The organism is Acidobacterium sp. FHG110202_01 (assembly GCF_059115305.1).
The window spans coordinates 72,167-92,139 of sequence record NZ_JBZYWJ010000004.1; the positions used below are offsets into that span (position 1 = coordinate 72,167).

At 55.3% G+C, this 19,973-nt stretch carries 23 protein-coding genes; 8 read left to right on the forward strand and 15 right to left on the reverse strand.

What is annotated here, in order from left to right:
- Positions 1-10: 10 nt before the first annotated feature.
- The 10 genes from AC5S16_RS09275 to AC5S16_RS09320 all read right to left on the reverse strand — a co-directional run bounded on the left by AC5S16_RS09275 (position 11) and on the right by AC5S16_RS09320 (position 8,491).
- Positions 11-361, reverse strand: a complete 351-nt coding sequence (locus tag AC5S16_RS09275; RefSeq protein WP_493929774.1) for a hypothetical protein — start codon at positions 359-361, stop codon at positions 11-13.
- Positions 362-449: 88 nt separating this feature from the next.
- Positions 450-1,760 carry a FliI/YscN family ATPase gene (locus AC5S16_RS09280; protein WP_493929775.1) on the reverse strand — a complete coding sequence of 437 codons (1,311 nt, stop codon included), beginning with the start codon at positions 1,758-1,760 and terminating at the stop codon, positions 450-452.
- Entirely contained in the window at positions 1,760-2,494 is a 735-nt protein-coding gene (locus AC5S16_RS09285) for a FliH/SctL family protein (RefSeq protein WP_493929776.1), read from the reverse strand. Before AC5S16_RS09285 ends, AC5S16_RS09280 begins: the two co-directional genes overlap by 1 nt.
- A gap of 27 nt (positions 2,495-2,521) precedes the next feature.
- A complete protein-coding gene (gene fliG, locus AC5S16_RS09290; RefSeq protein ID WP_493929777.1) occupies positions 2,522-3,604 on the reverse strand; it encodes a flagellar motor switch protein FliG in 1,083 nt (360 codons plus the stop codon).
- A gap of 12 nt (positions 3,605-3,616) precedes the next feature.
- Positions 3,617-5,233: a flagellar basal-body MS-ring/collar protein FliF gene (gene fliF, locus AC5S16_RS09295; protein WP_493929778.1), complete on the reverse strand. Its 1,617-nt coding sequence runs from the start codon at positions 5,231-5,233 to the stop codon at positions 3,617-3,619.
- Between the two features lie 21 nt (positions 5,234-5,254).
- A complete protein-coding gene (fliE, locus tag AC5S16_RS09300) occupies positions 5,255-5,554 on the reverse strand; it encodes a flagellar hook-basal body complex protein FliE (protein WP_493929779.1) in 300 nt (99 codons plus the stop codon).
- A 20-nt stretch (positions 5,555-5,574) separates the two neighbouring features.
- A complete protein-coding gene (flgC, locus tag AC5S16_RS09305) occupies positions 5,575-6,018 on the reverse strand; it encodes a flagellar basal body rod protein FlgC (protein ID WP_493929780.1) in 444 nt (147 codons plus the stop codon).
- 24 nt (positions 6,019-6,042) lie between these two features.
- Positions 6,043-6,435 carry a flagellar basal body rod protein FlgB gene (gene flgB, locus AC5S16_RS09310; protein WP_493929781.1) on the reverse strand — a complete coding sequence of 131 codons (393 nt, stop codon included), beginning with the start codon at positions 6,433-6,435 and terminating at the stop codon, positions 6,043-6,045.
- A gap of 99 nt (positions 6,436-6,534) precedes the next feature.
- Positions 6,535-7,803, reverse strand: coding sequence for a sigma-54 dependent transcriptional regulator (locus AC5S16_RS09315; RefSeq protein ID WP_493929782.1), 1,269 nt, complete (start codon positions 7,801-7,803; stop codon positions 6,535-6,537).
- Positions 7,804-7,813: 10 nt separating this feature from the next.
- The gene (locus AC5S16_RS09320; RefSeq protein WP_493929783.1) at positions 7,814-8,491 is read right to left on the reverse strand and encodes a response regulator transcription factor; all 678 of its coding nucleotides are present in this window, start codon (positions 8,489-8,491) and stop codon (positions 7,814-7,816) included.
- A 234-nt stretch (positions 8,492-8,725) separates the two neighbouring features.
- Between AC5S16_RS09320 and lexA the strand changes: the two genes are divergently transcribed.
- Positions 8,726-9,331, forward strand: a complete 606-nt coding sequence (gene lexA / locus AC5S16_RS09325) for a transcriptional repressor LexA (protein ID WP_493929784.1) — start codon at positions 8,726-8,728, stop codon at positions 9,329-9,331.
- A 54-nt stretch (positions 9,332-9,385) separates the two neighbouring features.
- On the opposite strand, the gene trxA is transcribed toward lexA, so the two are convergent.
- The 3 genes from trxA to thrC all read right to left on the reverse strand — a co-directional run bounded on the left by trxA (position 9,386) and on the right by thrC (position 12,256).
- Positions 9,386-9,718, reverse strand: a complete 333-nt coding sequence (gene trxA / locus AC5S16_RS09330; protein WP_493929785.1) for a thioredoxin — start codon at positions 9,716-9,718, stop codon at positions 9,386-9,388.
- A gap of 250 nt (positions 9,719-9,968) precedes the next feature.
- Positions 9,969-10,892, reverse strand: coding sequence for a homoserine kinase (gene thrB, locus AC5S16_RS09335; protein WP_493929786.1), 924 nt, complete (start codon positions 10,890-10,892; stop codon positions 9,969-9,971).
- Complete coding sequence (thrC, locus tag AC5S16_RS09340; RefSeq protein WP_493929787.1) at positions 10,889-12,256, reverse strand: threonine synthase; 1,368 nt, start codon at positions 12,254-12,256, stop codon at positions 10,889-10,891. Before thrC ends, thrB begins: the two co-directional genes overlap by 4 nt.
- 162 nt (positions 12,257-12,418) lie before the next feature.
- Here thrC and AC5S16_RS09345 point away from each other — a divergent pair, with 162 nt between their 5' ends.
- Genes AC5S16_RS09345 through AC5S16_RS09360 form a run of 4 tightly spaced genes read left to right on the forward strand, consistent with a single transcriptional unit; the run spans position 12,419 to position 14,933 of the window.
- Positions 12,419-12,820, forward strand: coding sequence for a TOBE domain-containing protein (locus tag AC5S16_RS09345; RefSeq protein ID WP_493929788.1), 402 nt, complete (start codon positions 12,419-12,421; stop codon positions 12,818-12,820).
- On the forward strand, positions 12,813-13,556 hold the full coding sequence (gene modA, locus AC5S16_RS09350; protein ID WP_493929789.1) for a molybdate ABC transporter substrate-binding protein: 744 nt from the start codon (positions 12,813-12,815) through the stop codon (positions 13,554-13,556). Before AC5S16_RS09345 ends, modA begins: the two co-directional genes overlap by 8 nt.
- Entirely contained in the window at positions 13,556-14,218 is a 663-nt protein-coding gene (modB, locus tag AC5S16_RS09355; protein ID WP_493929790.1) for a molybdate ABC transporter permease subunit, read from the forward strand. The genes modA and modB overlap by 1 nt, the downstream gene beginning before the upstream one ends.
- Positions 14,211-14,933: an ATP-binding cassette domain-containing protein gene (locus AC5S16_RS09360; protein WP_493929791.1), complete on the forward strand. Its 723-nt coding sequence runs from the start codon at positions 14,211-14,213 to the stop codon at positions 14,931-14,933. The genes modB and AC5S16_RS09360 overlap by 8 nt, the downstream gene beginning before the upstream one ends.
- 40 nt (positions 14,934-14,973) lie before the next feature.
- Here AC5S16_RS09360 and AC5S16_RS09365 read toward each other — a convergent pair whose 3' ends face one another.
- Positions 14,974-15,996 (reverse strand): UDP-N-acetylmuramate dehydrogenase, encoded by a 1,023-nt coding sequence (locus AC5S16_RS09365; protein ID WP_493929792.1) that lies wholly within the window; start codon positions 15,994-15,996, stop codon positions 14,974-14,976.
- 93 nt (positions 15,997-16,089) lie between these two features.
- On the opposite strand from AC5S16_RS09365, the gene AC5S16_RS09370 reads away from it, so the two are divergent.
- From AC5S16_RS09370 to AC5S16_RS09380, 3 genes are all read left to right on the forward strand, one after another.
- Positions 16,090-16,515 (forward strand): BrxA/BrxB family bacilliredoxin, encoded by a 426-nt coding sequence (locus AC5S16_RS09370; protein WP_493929793.1) that lies wholly within the window; start codon positions 16,090-16,092, stop codon positions 16,513-16,515.
- Between the two features lie 477 nt (positions 16,516-16,992).
- Positions 16,993-18,051, forward strand: a complete 1,059-nt coding sequence (gene aroF / locus AC5S16_RS09375) for a 3-deoxy-7-phosphoheptulonate synthase (protein ID WP_493929794.1) — start codon at positions 16,993-16,995, stop codon at positions 18,049-18,051.
- Positions 18,052-18,103: 52 nt separating this feature from the next.
- Positions 18,104-19,267: a YVTN family beta-propeller repeat protein gene (locus AC5S16_RS09380; protein WP_493929795.1), complete on the forward strand. Its 1,164-nt coding sequence runs from the start codon at positions 18,104-18,106 to the stop codon at positions 19,265-19,267.
- Here the strand turns inward: AC5S16_RS09380 and cobA are convergent.
- A complete protein-coding gene (gene cobA / locus AC5S16_RS09385; RefSeq protein WP_493929796.1) occupies positions 19,245-19,967 on the reverse strand; it encodes a uroporphyrinogen-III C-methyltransferase in 723 nt (240 codons plus the stop codon). The genes AC5S16_RS09380 and cobA overlap by 23 nt on opposite strands.
- Between the last annotated feature and the right edge of the window lie 6 nt (positions 19,968-19,973).

The window sequence follows — 19,973 nt, forward strand, 5'->3', positions numbered from 1 at the left end:
GGCTTGCAACCTATCGTGTTTTTTTCAGACGATTTTGCTGATTGAACCAGTCATCGATTGCCCTCTGCTCTCTGCGATCACATTCCAGTTCGACACGCAGACGACGGGCCTCCATCACGCTCTCCGCCTGAAGTCGCTCCTTGCGGCGTTCAAGATAGATCGCCTTCGCTCGCGCCACTTCTATCTGCTTCCCCTGAAGCGCACCCATAAGAGCTGCCTTCTGGGACGACGCTAATCTCATCCCCGTCATTGTCTCGCTCCAGGACGATGGACCCAATTTCGCAATGCCCTCAAAGATCTGCCGGATACCCTCTCTCTGCATCTCCTCAAGGCATTGCATCTTTTTTTCGATTCCCGCCAATTCCTTAAGGCACATCTCAAGCTCACGGCGGCTGGTATCTTCAAGAAGCAGACGCAAGCGATACAGGCAGTCGAACGCGCTCCTCATGTCACACCCGCGCGGCCAAAGACTTTAGAGCGCTGCTGCCCTCGGCAAAGGAAACGTCTTCATCCGAGCGCTGGATCAGAAACTCACGCACCCATGCGCGTGAGCGAATGGCCCGGTCAAGCTCAGCATCTGCGCCCTGCTTATAGGCTCCAATCCGGATCAGGTCCTCCGACTTCGCATATATGGCCAGCATGCGTCGCACCAGCCCCGCTGCCGTTTTCTGTTCCTCCGACGCAATTGCCGGCATCAGTCGGCTCACGGAATCAAGCACCTGGATTGGCGGATACCATCCTTCTGCAGCTAGATCGCGTGACAGCATGATGTGTCCATCGAGAAATGACCGCGCAGCATCCACGATCGGATCCTGCTGATCGTCGCCCTCCATCAAGACTGTATAGAAAGCCGTAATGCTTCCATTACGAAATTGCCCTGCCCGTTCGAGCAGCCGCGCCATCCGGCTAAAAACAGAAGGCGTATAACCTTTCGCCGTCGGCGGTTCTCCTGCAGCAAGACCAATCTCTCGCGCAGCCATGGAAAAGCGTGTCAATGAATCGAGCACCAGCAGCACATCTTTCCCCTGCCCTGCGAAATATTCAGCAACGGCCGTGGCCGAAAGCGCAGCACGCAACCGCAACAGGGGGCTCTGGTCCGACGTCGACACCAGAACCACTGCGCGCTTTCGCCCCTCCGCTCCAAGACTGTCTTTCAGAAACTCGCCGACCTCGCGCCCGCGCTCCCCTACAAGACCTACCACAATCACATCGGCTTCAGTGTTTCGCGTCATCATTCCAATCAGTGTGCTCTTGCCCACACCCGACCCACCAAAGATTCCTATCCTCTGGCCTCGGCCAACTGTAAGCATTCCGTCAATAGCGCGAATGCCAGTACCCAGCGGTTTTAGGATGGCGCTCCGTTCCAACGGATGTGGAATGTCGCGGTCAAGAGAAACTACGGACTGCACCACGGGTCGCGGTCCAAAATCAATCGGCTGACCGGATGCATTCAATACGCGGCCAATCAGTGCATCTCCCACTTCAAGATATGGCTTGGAACCAAGAGCTGAAACTTTGTCTCCAAAACGAATGCCTTCCGTGCTTTCGAGAGGCATGGAAAGTACACGATTCCCGCGAAAACCGATGACTTCAGCCAGATGCGCATACCCGTCGGCATCTAGAATCTCGCAGCATTCGCCAACCGAACAGAGTGGGCCGGATGATTCAATCGTCTGGCCTACAGCCTCAAGCACCCTCCCCTGCCAGCGGAAGGAAGACCGCTGTCCGAGACGCGAAAAATATGTGTCAAGCAGCCCCATTATGATTTTGGTTGTGCCGTAGCTTGTGCAAACTCATCACGACGCACAGGCTCTCTCTGTTCCAGAAGATCGAAGAACCCACGCTCGATCTCAGCCAGCTGTGACTTCACTCCCAACTCAACGCTTCCCAGACTTGTCTCTAGCGAGCATTCACCCGTATGTAATGCATCATCAGAGATCAGATGTGGCCGCAAAGGAAGGTTGGGCATCAACTGGACCATTTCGTTCCATAACCCATATTCCGCTGCAGGCACGCGCAGATGCACTTCCGTCGTTTCTGCAAGTTGTCCCAGCGCAACACGCACGGCTCCAGAAAGCAGCAAGGGGTCCATTTGCGCTTCCCGGTGCAGGATGCGTGCCGCAATGCTGAGCGCCAGACGTACCACTTCGCGCTCCACCTGACCCAGATAGCCGTCGCGTGCTTTGCAGAAATCGTCGAGCGCTCCAGCAAGAGAGCTCGCAATCCTGTCGAGCGCAGAAACGCGAAGAGCTGACTCTGCATGTCGTCCACTCTCAAAGCTTTCTTTATGCGCTGTTTCTATCTGGGCGGCAAACTGCCGGGCCTGTTCTTCCAAGTGCTGTTCGAGTTCATCGGCTCGGGCCTTCAAGCGCTGTATCTCTTCGTTGCGGTCGTCCTCGACTGATTGTGTTTCGAGCGGCTTCGGTTCGTCTACTACTGGAACCAGCGCCCGTGTCACGCGATACTCCATGCGGCGTATCTTTGGTTCTGCCATCTGCAATCTGGTTTCTCCACTCATCGGCTATACGAGAAGGTCATCGCCTTGCTCGATTTTGAGAATGACCTTTCCCTCTGACTCAAGCTTGCGCGCAGTGTTTAGAATTTCGCTCTGCGCGGCAGCAACTTCACGCGTGCGTACAGGGCCGAGAACTTCCATGTCTTCCCTGAGCATCTCGACAGCACGCGACGACATCGCTCGGAAGATATGCGCGCGCACATCCTCGCGTGCACCTTTGAGCGCCATCGCCAGCGTCCTCTTGTCGAGCGCGCTCACCAGATCGATCATGCTTTGCAGCGGCACCGTCACCAGGTCCTCAAAGGTAAACATCAGGTTGCGGATGTTGATGGCTACTTCTGGTTCTTCTTCTTCAATCTGTTCGAGTATCTTCCTTGCCTGGTCAGCGTCAAGCCTATTCAACAGGTCGGCCACAGCCTTGAATCCGGCATAAGCTTTACGACTCGTGTCTCCAACCGTTTGAAGGCGCTTGTGCAGAATCACCGCCACCTTTTGTGCCATTTCAGGCGAGAACTGGCGCATCTCGGCCAGGCGCCGCACTACAGCCACTTTTTTCTCTTCACTGAGGCTGTTCAGAACAAGTGATGCACGCTTGGGATCAAGATGCGCAAGCACTAGGGCCACCGTCTGCGGATGTTCGCCATCAAGGAACTTGCCCAGCTGCTGAGGATCGACCTTTTGCAGCATGGCCAAATCTCCCTGACTTGCCTCCTGCGCGCGCTTCACCAGTGCCAATAGATCTTCAGCGCGCTGCTTGCCAAAGGATTCGACCAGCAGTTTTGTCGCATATTCGAGACCGCCATGCATCATGTACCTCTGCGTCTCGATCATCTCGTAAAACTCCTCGATGACCCTCAGTGAGACATCAGGCGGAATATTACGCAGTTCGGCAATCTCTTCGGTCAGCCGCTGCACGTCTGGGTCAGAAAGGTTCTGAAAAATCTTCTTGCCCAATTCGTCACCAACCGCGACAACCAGGATTGCCGCCTTCTTGATTCCCGGCAATTGCCGCATAGAAAGCCGTCTCTCCGTGGGCGGAGGCGACATAAGAGTCGTAGTATCCGTGGGCATGGTGGCAGCAGTTGCCATTGTCATCTCTCCCTATTCCGCGTGAATCCAGCTTTGCAGCAGGCGCGTTGCCTGCGTCGGCTCCTGACGAAGATGCTCTGATACCGCGTCAAACATGGCCTGCGCACGCTTCTTCTCAAAAAGAGTCCTCTCATCTTCTGCCTCAACGAGTGCTGGCTGTTCTGAGCCTTTCGGCAACTGAGGATTTTCCGTTCCAGTGGCAGTTAAGGCATTTTCTGCTGGTGCATTCCTGCGCATCATAGGGCGCACAACAAAGAACACCAGGCAAATGAGTGCAGCCAGCAATATTCCATATTTCCAGGCAGCCTCCGAACGTGCCGCCTGGTTGAGAAATTGCTGCACAGGGTTGGGTGGAAGAATCGAATTCTCCTGGAAGGCGATGTCTTCAACATTCACCTGATCGCCGCGTGCACTATCGAAACCAATCGCTGTCTGGGCAAGCTCTGTGAGTTGCTTCATTTCATCCGATGTGCGCATCTGCCAGCTCATCTTGTCGCCCATCATTGTCATGCGGTGGTTGATCAACACAGCCGCAGTCACGCGCCGCAACTTTCCAGCGTTCTGTACCGTGTGCCGCACATGTTTTGAAGCCCCATAGGTGCCGCTCTCCTGACGAAGATTCTGCGTTCCCGCATCCTGAGTTGGAAAAAGAGGCGGCTTTACATTCGGCGCATTGCTTGCCGTGCCCGGAACCCCTGCCGGTCCGGGCTGCGTTCCGGAGCTCTGCTCTGAGCGCTGCATGGACAGCGTCACCACATTATTCGGGTCATAAGTCTCATCGACTTCATCGGCGCTTGAGTTGTCGTACTCCATATTGACCGATGCGCGAACATTTCCCACCCCGGCAACAGGCTCCAGAGTCGCAATCAATTTCTCTTCGAGCGACTGCTCGTGCGCCTCGACCTCAGCACTGGTGCTGCGCTTCCCTAGCTGCGCATGTCCATCAGCATCAAGCAGAGTGACACTCTCCGGATGCAGATCATCCACTGCGCTTGCCACAAGATTACGAATCGCATCCGCCTGATCGTCGCTCAAGGAGCGGCGGCGAAGTTTCAGCACCACCGAGGCTTTGGCGTCGCGCTGCATACTTGAAAATAATGAATCATGCGGCATCACCAGATGTATCCGCGATGACTCAACATCAGAGAGCGTGTTGATGGTATGCTCGAGCTCCCCTTCAAGAGCGCGCTGATAATTCACCTTCTCATCAAACTCCGAACCGATCCAGTTCGGTTTATCGAAGAGCTCAAAGCCCATGCGGCCGCTCTTAGGACCACCTTTGGCTGTCGTCGCCAGCCGCGCCTTGTCAAGACTGGCCGCCGGTACCCGCAGGGTCGCGCCATCCGGAGAAACATCGAAAGGAATATTCGCAGCCGTCAACTCCGAACTGATCTCCCGCGTGTCCGCCGGCTCGAGGCCCGCATAGAGCACTTTCCAGTCTGTGCGCGTAGCAAACCACAGGACACCAATAAAACAAAGAATTGCGAGGCCTGCGGCACATAGAAACCAGACCTTCTGCCGCTGCTCCAACCCGCGAAGACGCGCGAGCAGTGGCCCCATCATGGCATTTACACTCTGACGGAGTCCGGAAGGCGGTGCTGCCGGCTGCATCTGTTGGTTCTCTTCCATGTAGCGTCGTCTCTCTGCCGGTTAGAACTGCATATTCATCATTTGCTGGAAGGCAGCCATGCCCTTGTTGCGCACAGAAAGCGCCAGCTCAAATGCAGCATCGGCATCACTCGTCGCGATCATCGCGGTATGCACGTCCACACCGCTGCCATCGAGCAATCCCTGGACCGCCTGCGAAGCCTTGTCTTCCAGTTGCCGCATGTTTTTCATAGCATCCTCAAAAAGTCCGGCAAATGGAGCGCCCGGTGCAGAAGATTTCTGCGAAAGTGAATCTTCCAATGAGGCAATGTTGCTTATCGCGGTAATGGAATTTGTCTGCATAGTGGACCTCGAGTTTCGCGTTACGATTTAAGAATGTCGAGCGATGAGCTGATCATGCTCTTCTCCGCCTGGACCGCCGAGCTGTTCAGCCCATACGCGCGAGTGGCGCCCATCATATCTACCATTTCCGTCAATGGATTGATGTCCGGATAGCTCACATAGCCATCTTTGTCCGCATCAGGATGACCTGGATCATAGCGCCGCAGCGTACTGACAGGGTCCTGAACAACCGCAGATACTTCCACTCCTCCCATGTGCGGCTCGGTCTGCGACATCAACTGCCCGGCAAACGTTGTTGGCTCAGCAGCCGATGAAGAGAAAACTACATGTTGCCTGCGGTATGGTCCTCCATCCGCTGTCCTTGTCGTCTCCGCATTCGCCATATTCGCTGCAACTACTTCGGCACGAATACGCTCAGCCTTCAGCGCCGATCCGCTCACTTCGAGAACACCGAATAGATTCATAACTCGCCCCTTTCACCGCTTAAGCTACTTGCTGTCCACATGAATCGCATCCATCACACGCTGCGACTCACGCTTCAACAGCTCCACTCCAGTACGGAACTGCAATTGCGCCTCGGCCATATTCAGGCTTTCGCGATCCATCGATACATTGTTGCCGTCAGGCCTCTCAAGCAGACCATCTACCAGACCGATACGCGCCGCCGCCGGCGTGAATGGTTTTCGGGCAACACCATTCTTCATCTGGCCCGATAATAATTCGCCGATTGATTTTTCCATCTCGCCCGCAAAGTTGAACCCGACCGCCTTGTATCCAGGCGTATCAATATTCGCCATGTTCTGCGCCGTAAGCTTCAACTCCGTGTTCGACAGATCAAGGTACCGCTCCAGCGCATCACTTACCGGAGTTTGAATCTGCATACACTCTCACCTTTTCTCATGCCCTGCCGATAGACAGGGGTTGCGCTTTCTTGTCTGCACAGAATGAGCCAAGAAACGGTCGGCTGGATTAGAAAAGTCTCAGAAATCTCCGGTCTGCTCGCCGAATTCGATTTCGTCCACACCGATCTCATGTGACTGCTCAGCGAGAATCCATGCGCGTTCCAGAACATGTTCGAGCTCACGCACATTTCCCGGCCAACTGCACATTGCCAGCTTCTCCATTGCCGCAGCAGTGATTGATTTTGCGGGGCTCTCCTGCGCCATTTTCTTGAGGAAGTACTCGACCAGCAATGGCAGATCCTCTTTGCGGGCGGAGAGTGCCGGCGTCTTCACCAGAAATACAGAGAGCCGGTAATAAAGATCGGCGCGGAATGCCCCCTGTGAAGCAAGCTTGGCGAGCGATCGGTGCGTAGCAGCAATAATCCGAACATCAACGCGCACAGGTTCGTTCTCTCCCACGCGCTGCAGCTCGCCGCACTCTACAAAACGCAACAGCTTGGCCTGCAGTGGTAATGGCATCTCACCAATCTCGTCCAGGAACAGTGTTCCGCCATGCGCAGCCTCGATACGCCCGATGCGTCCCTGAACGGCTCCGGTAAAAGCGCCTCGCGTATGGCCAAACAATTCAGCTTCAAGCAATGCCTCAGGAATGGCAGCGCAGTTCAAGGCAACAAACGTCCGCGAGGAACGCGCACTTAATCTGTGAAGCGCCCGCGCAACCAGTTCTTTGCCTGTCCCCGTAGGTCCCTGCACCAGGACGGTTGTGTTTCGCTGCGCCACCATACGGATGCGCCTGCTCACCTCTAACATCACCGGATGATTTCCGATAAATTCAGGCAATCTGCACGAAGAATCCACCATGGTTGGTTTTGTATCCAGAGTAGTTACACTTTTGGACAACCCTTCTGCAATTGAAGCTCCTGAAGCTTTCTGAGTTTCCTCGGATCGATCAATCACCGGAGCACTGTTCCAGATCGCTCCATCCTCGTCCTGTGCGCGGCGCAGCGCATAGTGAATTTCATTTCTGCGCGGACTGTGCGCTGCCTTCGCAGTATTCGCGCCATCAACAGTCACCAGATCGACTTCAGGATAAAGCTGGTCCAGTTCTGCAATAAATTCCTGAATCTCGAGATCAGGCAGCCATGAGTCCATAATGACTGCTTCCGCCAGAGCGTTGTCGAGATGGGACAGGGTCTCCGCCCCGCCAGCCGCTTCACGAACGTCCCAATGCAATCCGGCGAGCGTTTCTTTCACACGCTGGCGAAACGAGAGATCAGCGCTGGTAAGGACCGCAGTCCTGGCCGGAGCAGACACAGAGCGTTTTACAATCGAGGCAGCAGTAGCCATAATCCCTCCCTTATGAGTGATTCCGCATTCCGATCGAATAACCCTGCCCGCGCACGGTCTGGATGAGCGGAATCTCCCCCGTGTTTTTTAATTTTCGGCGCAGGTAGTTCACATACACATCCACAACATTGGTCCCCGCATCGGGGCTCGTTTCCCACACCTGCTGCAACAGCTCCATGCGGGAAACGCAGTGCCCGCGGTTCAACAACAGGCATTCCAGTAATGCGAATTCCTTGTTGGTGAGCTGCACAGCCTCACTCGCCCGTGTCACGGAACGATCCACCCGGTTCAGCTCCAGGTCCCCATAGCGCAGCACCAGTCCTGCCGTCTTCCTTCGGCGCACTAATGAGCGGCAGCGGGCGCGAAGCTCCCTCAGCGAAAACGGCTTCAGCATGCAGTCGTCAGCGCCCATCTCAAGGCAGCGGATTCTTGTCTCTACTTCATGCCTTGCAGTCAATATGAGGACAGGTGTTTCATCGCTGACCGAACGAAAAAACTCAAGGACCTCTATTCCATCCTTGCGCGGCAGGTTCAGGTCGAGAACGGCGAGATCAGGAGCCTCTTCGAGAAAAATGTCCATAGCTGCCTGTCCATCCGTCGCAAGAGTCACCTGGTGGCCATCCGCCTCGAACCCCCGGCGCAGGAACCGCGCCAGAGCCTGATCGTCATCTGCGACTAAGAAACGCATCCTGAATTCCTCGCTGCACCTTCAACTTCTCCTGTATCGCTGGTGGAACACAAGAAATGCTTGAGAGGAAAATCGGGCCTGGTTTTGAAATGGAACGTTAGAGAATGAGCGGTTCAAAACGGGAATGACTAGTTAGATTTTTCTTAACCTTCTTGACGTGCAGATTTGACGTTTCCAAATCAACTTCAGAAAAAAATTACTGGCAATTCGCTTTTTATTCGCTACAATGGCCGTATGGCAGTCACACGGCGGCAAAAAGAGGTGCTGGATTTCATCTCCAGCTTCGTGCAGCGCAACGGCTACTCGCCATCGTTTGAAGAGATCGCCCACGGGCTGAACCTCAAGTCTCTGGCGACAGTCCATAAGCACATTACCAACCTGCAGAACAAAGGGCTCCTGCTGCGTGCCCACAATCGCAGTCGATCGATTGACATTCTGCCTGCCCGCAGCAAGTCGCGTACACTCGATCGCCTTCCGCTCGCAGGCCGCATCGCTGCTGGATTTCCCGTCGAAGGCCTAGAAACTTCGGAAAGCATTTCCCTGGCCGACATCATCGGCAACCGCGATGTCTTTGTGCTTCAGGTGCACGGCGATTCCATGCGCGACGAGCATATTGTGGATGGCGACTATGTTCTTGTGGAAAAAACCCGAGCCGCGCGAGAAGGAGAAATCGTGGTGGCGCTGGTGAATGGCGCAGAAACCACGCTCAAACGTTATTATGTCGAAGGCTCCATGGTGCGCCTGCAGCCTTCCAATATAGAAATGGATCCGATCTATGTCCCGGCAGCCCAGGTTGCCATCCAGGGACGCGCTCTTGGTGTACTTCGCAAGTACGCATAAATGAAAAAGGCCTGCTTGATTGCAGGCCTTTTCAACAAATCCCTCTTACAAATCTTAGTCGATCACGCGAGTGATGCTGCGTGCAATCGTGTCCTTGGGCACATAGCCGACAATCTGGTCGGCGACCTTGCCGCCCTTGAAGAGAAGCAATGCAGGAATACCGCGGATGCCATACCGCATCGGCGTCGCCTGGTTGCGATCCACATCCATCTTCATCACCTTGAGCTTGCCGCTGTATTCGGATGCCACTTCATCCACGATCGGCCCCAGCGCCTTGCAAGGCCCACACCAGGCTGCCCAGAAGTCCACCAGAACAGGCTGATCCGACTGGAGTACCTCTTGCTCAAAATTTGTGTCGTTTACCTCTACTACCGCCAGACCCGCCATGCTCCTCCTTCTCAGAATTCTGGCCCAAACAATAAGGACCACAAAATTCACTTCGTTTGATGATATATGGTCACGAAAGGTCGCAACAGCCATGACCCGCTCGCACACACACAAACTAAAAGCGCCTGGGCTCCAAATCGGAGCCACAGGCGCTAGAGCAGCCCTCCCCCAGAACTGCCCACGAATGCGAAATTAATACCTATGGTCGGTGGTGTAAAGCAAACTTAGGTAATCCAAAAGTAACCATAACTTATTTTGTAACAGGCTGCCCCACCCGGCAATTGGCAGAAGCAACCTCAATCTGGCAGTCGATGATTTCTACCAGTTCGCCCGCAACATGCTGTAGAATCAACTCTTTTGCAGCGTCAATCTGACTCGGAAATTCAATCAGAACCAGCACGGAAGGTCCGGCTCCGCTCAAGGTGACACTCAGAATTTCCTCTTTTCCGGAAAGGGGCAGCATTTTTTTTAATAAAGGACATACCTCGACCCGGTATGGCTGATGCAGCTTGTCTTCCACAGCAGTCGCCAGCAATTCGCCGTGCCCTGTCGCAAATGCCGCTGTCAGCAAAGCCACCCGTTGAAGATTCGCAACTGCATCTGCACGGCTGAAATTCAGCGGAACCACTGTTCGCGAAAGCGTTGTGGATAATGGCTCCTGCGGCAACACGACCAGCACCGGCCACGAAACGCGTGGCGTAAGCGAGATCGCCTCAACCGCGTCATTCTTCCAGCACGCAGCGGTGAGCCCCCCCAGCCAGCAGGCAGCCGTATTGTCCGGATGGCCTTCCACCCGGGAGGCCTCTGTCAGAATGCGGCTGCGGTCCCACCCAAGACTGCCAAAGTGCGATGCCATGGCCACTCCCGCCAGGCGCGTCGCCGCCGATGAACCGAGCCCCATTCCAATGGGGATGCCGTTCCGCATCTTGATCGCCAAGGGTATTGCTTCCACACCCTGCTGCGCAAGGATCGTTTTGTAGGTGTGCAGTAACAGGTTTCGCTCGACCGCCCCGCATATGTCAACATTGCGTCCTGTCGCGTCAATCGAGTATTCCTTCGCTGGAGTTGCTTCAACTTCCAGATACAGTGACAACGCAAGTGCCAGTGCATCAAAGCCCGGTCCTAGATTCGCTGATGTTGCCGGCAATCGAAGAGTAAGCGTCTCTGCACTCATCGGCTCGTCACCGCCTCCAGTTCGCGTAACACCTGGTCGGCTGAAGCCTCAAGTTCCACCGCGTTGCGCCGTGTCAGCTCAATCTCTGGCCGCAGTGAACCAATCTCTTCCGACTTCAGCAGGTCGCCACGATGATAGGCAATAGTGTAATCAGAATCCTTCAGTGTGTGCCCGGTAAGCAGCAGCACCACTGTTTCATGCAGATGCACCTTGCCTTGCTGTACAAGCTTCTTCAGTCCCGCCAGGGTTACGGCAGACGCAGGCTCACATCCAATTCCCTCCGCGCCGATCTCCGCCTTAGCCAGCGCGATCTCCGCTTCACTCACCTGCTCGCACCACCCTCCTGTCTCACGGATGACGCGCGCCGCTTTTTTCCATGATGCCGGATTGCCGATGCGGATGGCAGATGCGCGCGTATGCGCCTTCACCGGATGCAGCGTTTCGCCGCCGCTCTCCTGAAAACTGCGGTAGAGCGGGTTGGCACCTTCCGCCTGAATTACAGAAACTCTGGGCAATCGCGCCGTCAGTCCAAGATGCTTCATCTCCAGAAACGCCTTGCCCAGCGCAGAGCTGTTGGCGAGGTTTCCTCCAGGAACAATCACGTGGTCAGGAACCTCCCAGTCAAAGGACTCAGCAATCTCAAGCGCCGGTGTCTTCTGCCCTTCCAAACGATAGGGGTTCACCGAATTCAGCAGATACACCGGAGCCCGCTTCACCACTTCCGTCAGCACACGCACGCAGCCGTCAAAATCCGTTTTCAGTTGAATTGTCAGTGCCCCGTAATCCATTGCCTGCGAAAGCTTGCCCCAGGCGATCTTCCCCTCAGGGATCAGCACCAGGCTGCGCATTCCGGCGCGCGCAGCATAAGCAGTCATTGCAGCCGATGTATTTCCCGTCGAAGCGCAGGCGACCCATTGGTATTCGAACTCATGCGCAACTGACAGCGCGGCCGTCATGCCCGTGTCCTTAAACGACCCCGTGGGATTCATACCCTGATGCTTGGCATAGAGCCTCTCTATACCAGTCGAGTCTGCTGCGCGACGCAGTTGATATAACGGCGTATTTCCTTCGCGCAGAGAAACGATGTTCCGCTCGTCACGCAGAATATGCAGCATCTCGCGAAAACGCCAGACCCCACTCTGGTCAGCCTCTTCATTCGAGCCGCAGCGCTCTTTCCACAGCCAGCGCATCGCGCTTGCGTTCGGTTTTTTTGCCTCCGCCGCCGCATAGCCTGCGCTCCACGAGGGATAAATCACCTCAAAGAGATCGCCGCACGCCTCGCAGCGGAAGTTTTCTTTCAATTCGTGCTGTTCCACCACACGCGCGCAGCCGGTGCAGCGCAGCTGATGTCCAAAATTTTCCATGGATATCCCTAGCCTAGCATCTGAGCGCAGAACTGTTTCTTTAAGCCTGAATCCCTCTTCATTCCCAACAGTCAGAAGCCAGGAATTTTCAGCCTCGCACGCACCCGATGAAGCCACTATGAATTGTCTATATGAAAATCGAATATCGTATAAAATCGCAGGATGGCATCGTTGCTTACTCCACGGGAAGCCGCTCTTCGCCTCGGAATTTCCTATCCGACTGTGAAGCAATGGCTCTATCACGGCAAGCTCAAAGCCGTGAAAACGCCCGGCGGACATTACCGTATCCCCGAATCAGAGCTGGACAGCTATCTGCACAAAGCCAGGCGCCCCGAGACGCCCCGGCGCCAAATGATGCGAACACTTAGCGGACGCAATCAGCTTGTGGGCCGCATCGTTGAGCTCAAGATCGATGGCCTTCTCGCCCAGGTCAAGCTCTCCATCGGCGGGCAGGTCATCCACTCGATCATCACCGCCGAAGCCGCCCGCGAGATGCAGCTTGAAGTAGGAGAGACCGTCGCTGCGCTGATCAAATCCACCGAAGTTATGGTGCTGCGTGTATAAGCTGCTGCTTCTGCTGCTATTCGCACCTTTGGCTGCCGCACAAAATCTGCGCCTCGCCGCCGCCGCGGACCTCCAGCCTGTCCTGCCGCCAATCCTTGCTGAATTCGAAACAAAAACACACATTCATGTGGACGCGTCATACCAGTCCTCAGCCACGCTCGCTACACAGATCGAGAACGGCGCCCCTTTTGATCTCTTCCTCTCCGCCGATCTCTCCTTCCCGCAGCACGTCATCACTCAAGGACTTGCCGAGTCAACGCAGCCCATTTCCTACGCACGCGGAACACTCGTTCTTTGGACGCGCAACGATTCAGCCTTCCACGATCTTTCCGTCGACACACTACGCGCCGCCGAGTTGAAAACCATCGCCATCGCCAATCCCCAGCATGCACCTTACGGACGCGCCGCCGAAGCCTCACTGAAGAACCTCGGCCTCTATGATCAGCTCAAACCAAAACTCGTCGTAGCTGAAAACATCGCGCAGACCGCACAATACGTCGACTCAGGAAACGCGCAGGTCGGACTGATCTCTCTGACCTCGGCACTCTCCGATCGCCTGCGAGCCAGCGGGCATTATGTTGTCATGCCGAAAAGTTCTTATCCACCCATTGAGCAGGGCGCAGTCATTCTCAAGAATTCTTCGAACAAAACAGCCGCGCACCAGCTTCTCGATTTCCTGCTTTCCTCAGCAGTACAGAAAGAACTTGCCGCGCGCGGGCTGGAGCCGGCCCGCTGATGGACCTGCAAGCACTCTGGCTCACTCTGAAACTCGCTGCCGTTACCACTGCACTGCTCCTATTCCTTACGATTCCGCTCTCATGGTGGCTGGCATTTGGCAAAGCGCGCTGGAAAGTTCTGGTGGAAGCAATCGCAACCTTGCCTCTGATCCTGCCGCCGACAGTCCTCGGCTTTTACCTGCTTGTGTTGATGGGGCCGCGCACCTCCATTGGACGCTTCCTGATTCACCTCACCGGCCATCCTCTAGCCTTCTCCTTCAGTGGGCTTGTGATCGGCTCGATGATCTACAGCCTGCCCTTTGCAGTACAGCCGGTGATGACGGGCTTCTCCGCCATCGATTCGGAGATCCTCGACGCCGCCCACCTGCTCGGAGCAAGCCGTCTGCGCACTCTCTTTGAAATCCTGCTGCCGCTTTCACGGCGATCGCTCTTCGCTGCCGCAGTGCTCTGCTTCGCGCACACCATAGGCGAATTCGGCGTAGTGCTCATGATCGGCGGCGATATCCCCGGCGCAACGCGCACACTCTCCATCGCCATCTACGACCAGGTCCAGGACTTCCGTTACACCGAAGCAAACCACACCGCATTTCTGCTTCTCGTCGTATCTCTGTTTGCCCTGATTCTTGTTTACAGCTTGAGAAAGCAGGCGCGGCGTGCCTGAAGCTCCATTCCTTACCGCGGAAATCACCCACAACCTGGGTGCATTTCACCTCGAAGCAGGCTTCCAACTCACAGCGCCATGGACCGTTCTCTTCGGCCCCTCAGGCGCGGGCAAAAGTACCATCCTCCGCATCTTGTCCGGACTTCTCACTCCACAGCGCGGCCGCATCACCCTGCAAAATCGCACCCTGCTCGACACACAAAGCGGTGTCGCCATTGCCGCAGGCAGACGCAGCATCGGATTCCTGACGCAGCATCCGGCACTTTTTCCTCACATGACCGTCCACCGCAACGTCGCATTCGGCCTACATGGCCTCATTCGCAGCGAACGCAATCTGCGCATTCAGAAAATGCTTGAGATCTTCCGCCTCGATGCGCTATCGGACCGGTTGCCCGCAGAATTGTCAGGCGGAGAATACCAGCGCGTCGCCCTGGCCCGCGCTCTGGCGCCGCAACCCGCATTGCTTCTGCTCGACGAGCCATTCACGGGCCTCGATGCCGAGCTCAAAACATCCATCCTCGCCGACCTGACCCCATGGCTCAAAACACACGAAGTGCCGGCACTTTATGTCTCGCATGATCCCATCGAGGCATACCAGACGAAAGCAGAAGTGGTAGTGATGGAAAAAGGCCGCATAAAAACGCAAGGCCCGGTGCACGAAGTGCTCGCACGCTGGCGGCAAGAATTGTTACAACAATTGGGAGTCAGCAGTTAGAGAGGCAAGCGAGGGCTTTAGCTCCCCCGAGGTATCACGCTCACCCAACCCAGACCGGCTCAGGTTCCAGTCGGATTCCGAATCTCTCATCAACCGTCGAAACAATCCGGTCGCGCAATGCCGCAATATCTTTCGCTGATGCGCCATCACGGTTAATCAACGCCAATGTATGGCGACTGGAGATTCCAGCGCGTCCCAGGGCATAGCCCTTGTGAAAACCAGCTTGATCCAGCAGCCACGCTGCCGGAAGCTTTACGTACCCTTCCTTGTCCGGATAATGTGGCGCAGTCACGCCATTCATCTGATCTGCGATTTTTTCAAAGCGCTCTTTCGAAATGACAGGATTCTTGAAGAAGCTGCCCGCACTCCTGCAATCTGGATCGCCCGGCACAATCAGCATCCCCTTCTGGCGGCGGATTTCGCGCACAGCAGCACTGACTTCCTCAAGCGAAGGCTCTCCGCGATCCTGAAAGTATCGCTTTAAGTCTGCATAGGAAATTATTGGCTTGCCATCCGGTACTAAAACGTATTCAACCCACGTCACAATGTAGCGCCCGCGCGCCATGCTGTTGAAGATGCTGCGACGGTATGCAAATCCACATTCGGCAGCACTCAAGGTGACAAAGCTTTCTGACTCCAGATCAAGCACGCGTACCGAATGGATCGTCCCGGAAACCTCCTGCCCATATGCTCCAACGTTCTGCACAGGAGTTCCACCAACACTTCCAGGAATACCCGCAAGACATTCAATTCCCGTATAGTTCTGTGATACAGCTCTGGCTACAAATGTGTCCCATTCTTCGCCCGCCGCCGCAGAAAAACTTGGCCCGCTCTGCTCGATTCCTTTGAGCGCAATCCTTAGAACAAGACCACGAAAACCCGCATCGCTCACCAGCAGATTGCTGCCGCCGCCAAGCACAAACAAAGGCGCATCCTTCTCGCGTGCGAACTTCACCGCTTCCAGCACTTCGTCTTCGCTGGATGCTTCGACAAACCAGCGCGCCGGGCCGCCAATGCCAAATGTCGTGTATGGAGCAAGCAAAACTTCTTCAAGCAGGCGCATCAATCTCAACATTATCAGGACTGGCGTAGCAGCTTATGAGCTTCGTACAATGGAAGCAGTGGCTGGCTAAGTCCAGGCCGGAGGAGCAGAAAAGTGTACCCAGAAATTATGGTGATCCCGATGCGCGAGGAGCTGACCCGCGCAGGCATCAAGGAAGCGCGCACCGCAGAAGAAGTAGACGCGGCGCTGGCGAAGCCCGGAACAACAATGTTGGTCGTCAATTCGATCTGCGGATGTGCCGCCGGCAAGATGCGCCCTGGCGTACGGCTCGCGTTGCAAAACGCCGCTCTTCCCGATCAATCCATCACCGTCTTTGCCGGACAGGACCGCGAAGCCACCGAGCGCGCCCGCTCATACTTCGAAGGTAATCCTCCCACTTCACCTGCCATTGCCATTCTGCGCGACGGTAAGCTGGTTTACCTTATGCAGCGCTTTGTGATTGAGAACAATACAGCGCAAGCCATCGCTCAGGAACTGGCGCGAGCCTTCAACGAGCTTTGCGCAAAAACAACTGTTTAGCCTATTTCTACAACTGCTATCGCAGGAAAAGCCAGATGAGAGCTTTTAGCCTCGTCTGGCTTTTTATTTCGCAGGGCTTAATTAGGAGAGTATTCCTCCCTTGCCTGAATATTCTGATTCTTGGGTCACTCATATACAGGTGCCGCGCATCTAAAACTCTCGGTGTCTTTCCTTAACACAAAGACATGATCCAACACATTTTTTTGGATGAGATGCGTCGCTTTTCAGCAGTAGAATAAAAAAACAACGAGGCCACTTTGCAGCAGCCTCGTTGTCCGAGGAGGGTTTGCTGCTATGAAAGAAACACGTGCGGTCAGGCACTGTTTCCCTGTTGATTAAAGACACAATTGCTAAAACAAAAGTTTCGTTCAAGAAAACTTTTTGTTGCAGGCTGGGTCGTTAGCAGTTGAACACCTTCATTGCCTCTGCCTGGTGCTCCCGTTAAACTTGAACTGAAGCACCAGGAAAGGCTCTACTATGCTCGTCGTCATGAAAGCGCAGGCTACGCCGGAAGAGATTCAGGCAGTCTGCGATCATATTCAGCAATTAGGATTCCGCCCCCATCCCCTGCCAGGAGCGCAGCGCACTGCCATTGGCATTACCGGCAATCAAGGGCAGATCGACCAGGGAAATCTTGAAGAGCTTTCCGGCGTAGCTGAGGTTATCCAGGTCTCAAAGCCCTATAAGCTGGTGAGCCGCGACGCCAAGGAAGAAGACACAGTCATCCACTTCCCCGGAACTAACGCCACTATTGGCGGACATAATATTGCCATGATTGCTGGGCCCTGCTCAATTGAAACGCGCGAGCAAGCTTTTGCTGTCGCCGAGCAGGTGGCCAATGCAGGCACGCAATTCTTTCGCGGTGGAGCATATAAGCCACGCACTTCTCCTTACTCCTTTCAAGGGCTTGGTGAAGAGGGACTGGAGATCATGGCAGAGATCCGCGAGAAATTTGGTCTGCGGATTGTCTCCGAAGCAATCGACCATGAAGCTCTTGAGCTGGTCGACCAATATGCGGACGTGATCCAGATTGGCGCGCGCAACATGCAGAACTTCTCGCTACTGCGGGCTGCGGGTAAAAAGCGCAAACCAGTTCTCTTAAAGCGCGGTATTGCAGCCACACTTGAAGAGTTTCTGATGGCTGCTGAGTACATCATGAGCGAAGGCAACTATCAGGTGATTCTGTGCGAGCGCGGCGTTCGCACCTTTGCTGACCACACGCGCAACACGCTCGACCTGAGCATTGTGCCTGCGGTGCAGCGACTGAGTCACCTGCCGATTATCGTTGACCCGAGCCACGGCACGGGCAAGCGCAACAAGGTCATTCCGCTGGGCCGTGCGGCAATTGCCGTGGGCTGCGATGGGTTGATCGTTGAAGTGCATAACCAACCCGATAAGGCGCTCTCAGACGGTGCGCAGTCGATCTATCCGGAACAGTTTGTACAACTGATGGAAGAGGCCGGACAGATTGCGGCAGTTCTCGGGAGAAACGTGCCACACGGCATCGAGATTACGGAAGTCTCTGCTGCAAAATAGGGGAATGCCGGCGGCTCCGCAAGACTATCAGCCTTTCCAATTGCATAATGTATTGGCGAAGCTCGCCTGGCTGTTCGTGTGCCTTCTTCCATTCATGGCGTGCAGGCCGCATGATTTTCCTCAATTCCCTTCCAACTATCGTGAATACGCTTACGTGACCAATGGCGGGAGCAATACAGTCACGGTTCTTGACCTGGTAAATCTGCGGCAGGACAGAGTGCTGCAGGTGGGCGCGAACCCCAGTGGCATTGCGGCAAATCCGGTGCGGGATGAAATCTATGCGGTCAACACGGGCAGCAACTCTGTCAGTGTAATCGACGCAGAGAAGAACATTGTCACAGCGACGATTCCGGTCCATAGCAAGCCTTATTTCATCGATGTAGACGCTCAGGGAACTCGCGCCTATGTTGCCAACCCAGGATCGAACAACGTTTCTGTGATTGATCTGGGCGCGCGGCGCGAAATAAGGGCCATCGGAGTCGGAGAGGCGCCGGGGATGGCGCGCATTTCTCCGGATGGCCATAGCCTTGTCGTTAGCAACCGCACTAGCGGCAGTGTGACCGTGGTTGATCCGCATTCGTATAAAGTGCGCAGTGTTTTTGGCGGCTGCCCGGGAGCGACGGACACGGTCATTCAGCGTGATTCTTCGAAGGCTGTCATTGCCTGCTCTGGTGGGCATCAGATCATGGTCATTGGGCTGGCGCAGCCTGAAAGCCCTCTCGCGAGTGAGCATGCCGATCGCCTGCTCACGTTTCTTGATGTTGGCAAAACTCCAGTTCACATTGCGCTGAAGCCTGATGGCGGCGAGATTTTTGTCTCCAATTTTGACAGCGATACGATCTCGGAAATAACAATCACAACTAATGAAGTTGGCGGAGCCTATCTGATTGGCGCGCACCCTGTGCGCTCGATTGTGAGCGCGGACAACTCGACGCTGTGGGTAAGCAACTTCAATGCGGATGCAATCGGCGTCTATTCGATCGACGATGGCAGACGCATCAACTCAGTTCCTGTGGGCGGCGGCCCAGATGCACTGGCCTTTTCTGCGGAAGGGCATCTGTTGCTGGTAGCCGACACGCGTTCGGGCGATGTTGCGGTGGTGCGCGTGATCAGCCGGTCACCTTCGGGGACCAACCGCATTGGCTCGCTCTTCACCATGCTGCCTGCCGGGAAGCAACCGAATGCGATTGTTGTTAAGGCGTTCCGGGTGCAATAGCTTTTCCCACCAGGACAACACAGGGGGCCGGCAAAGATGCGAGATGAGCTAGGTCGCGGATAGTCGTGTGGACGGCCTTTTCCTGAGAGGTAGACACGCTCGATGCAACGATGCATGGAGTTTCAGGCTCGATGCCGGCATCTGTTAGCTGCTTTGCCAGGCGAGTGTAATTGGAACCGGGCATGTAGATCACGAGGGTCGCATCGTGTGGCAGCGGATCGAAGCCGGCTTCTTCTCCGCTCTTTGCGCGATGCGCTGTCAGGAAGATGACTTTCGACGCAAGACGCCTGTCCGTGAGCGAGGCATGCAGCGCAGCGGCGGAGGCAAATCCAGCGGTAATGCCAGGCACTACTTCAAAAGAAACTGCGGCCGTCCGCAATGCTTCTATCTCTTCAGCAGCACGACCAAAGAGCATCGGATCACCGGTCTTCAGGCGCACGATACTCGCCCCCGCCTGCGCTTTTTCAATCAGCAGATCATTGATTTGATCCTGTGTAACAGCCTTGTTGCCGCAGCGCTTGCCGACGTTTTCTACTGCTGCATCGGCGCGCGCAAGCTTGAGTATCTCGGGAGCGACGAGATCATCGTGAAAAATGCAGTCAGCTGTCTGGATCATGGAAGCGGCGCGCATCGTCAGTAGATCGGGATCGCCCGGTCCTGCACCTACTAGATAGACCTTGCCTTTTTCTGCATGCTTCATTCTTTC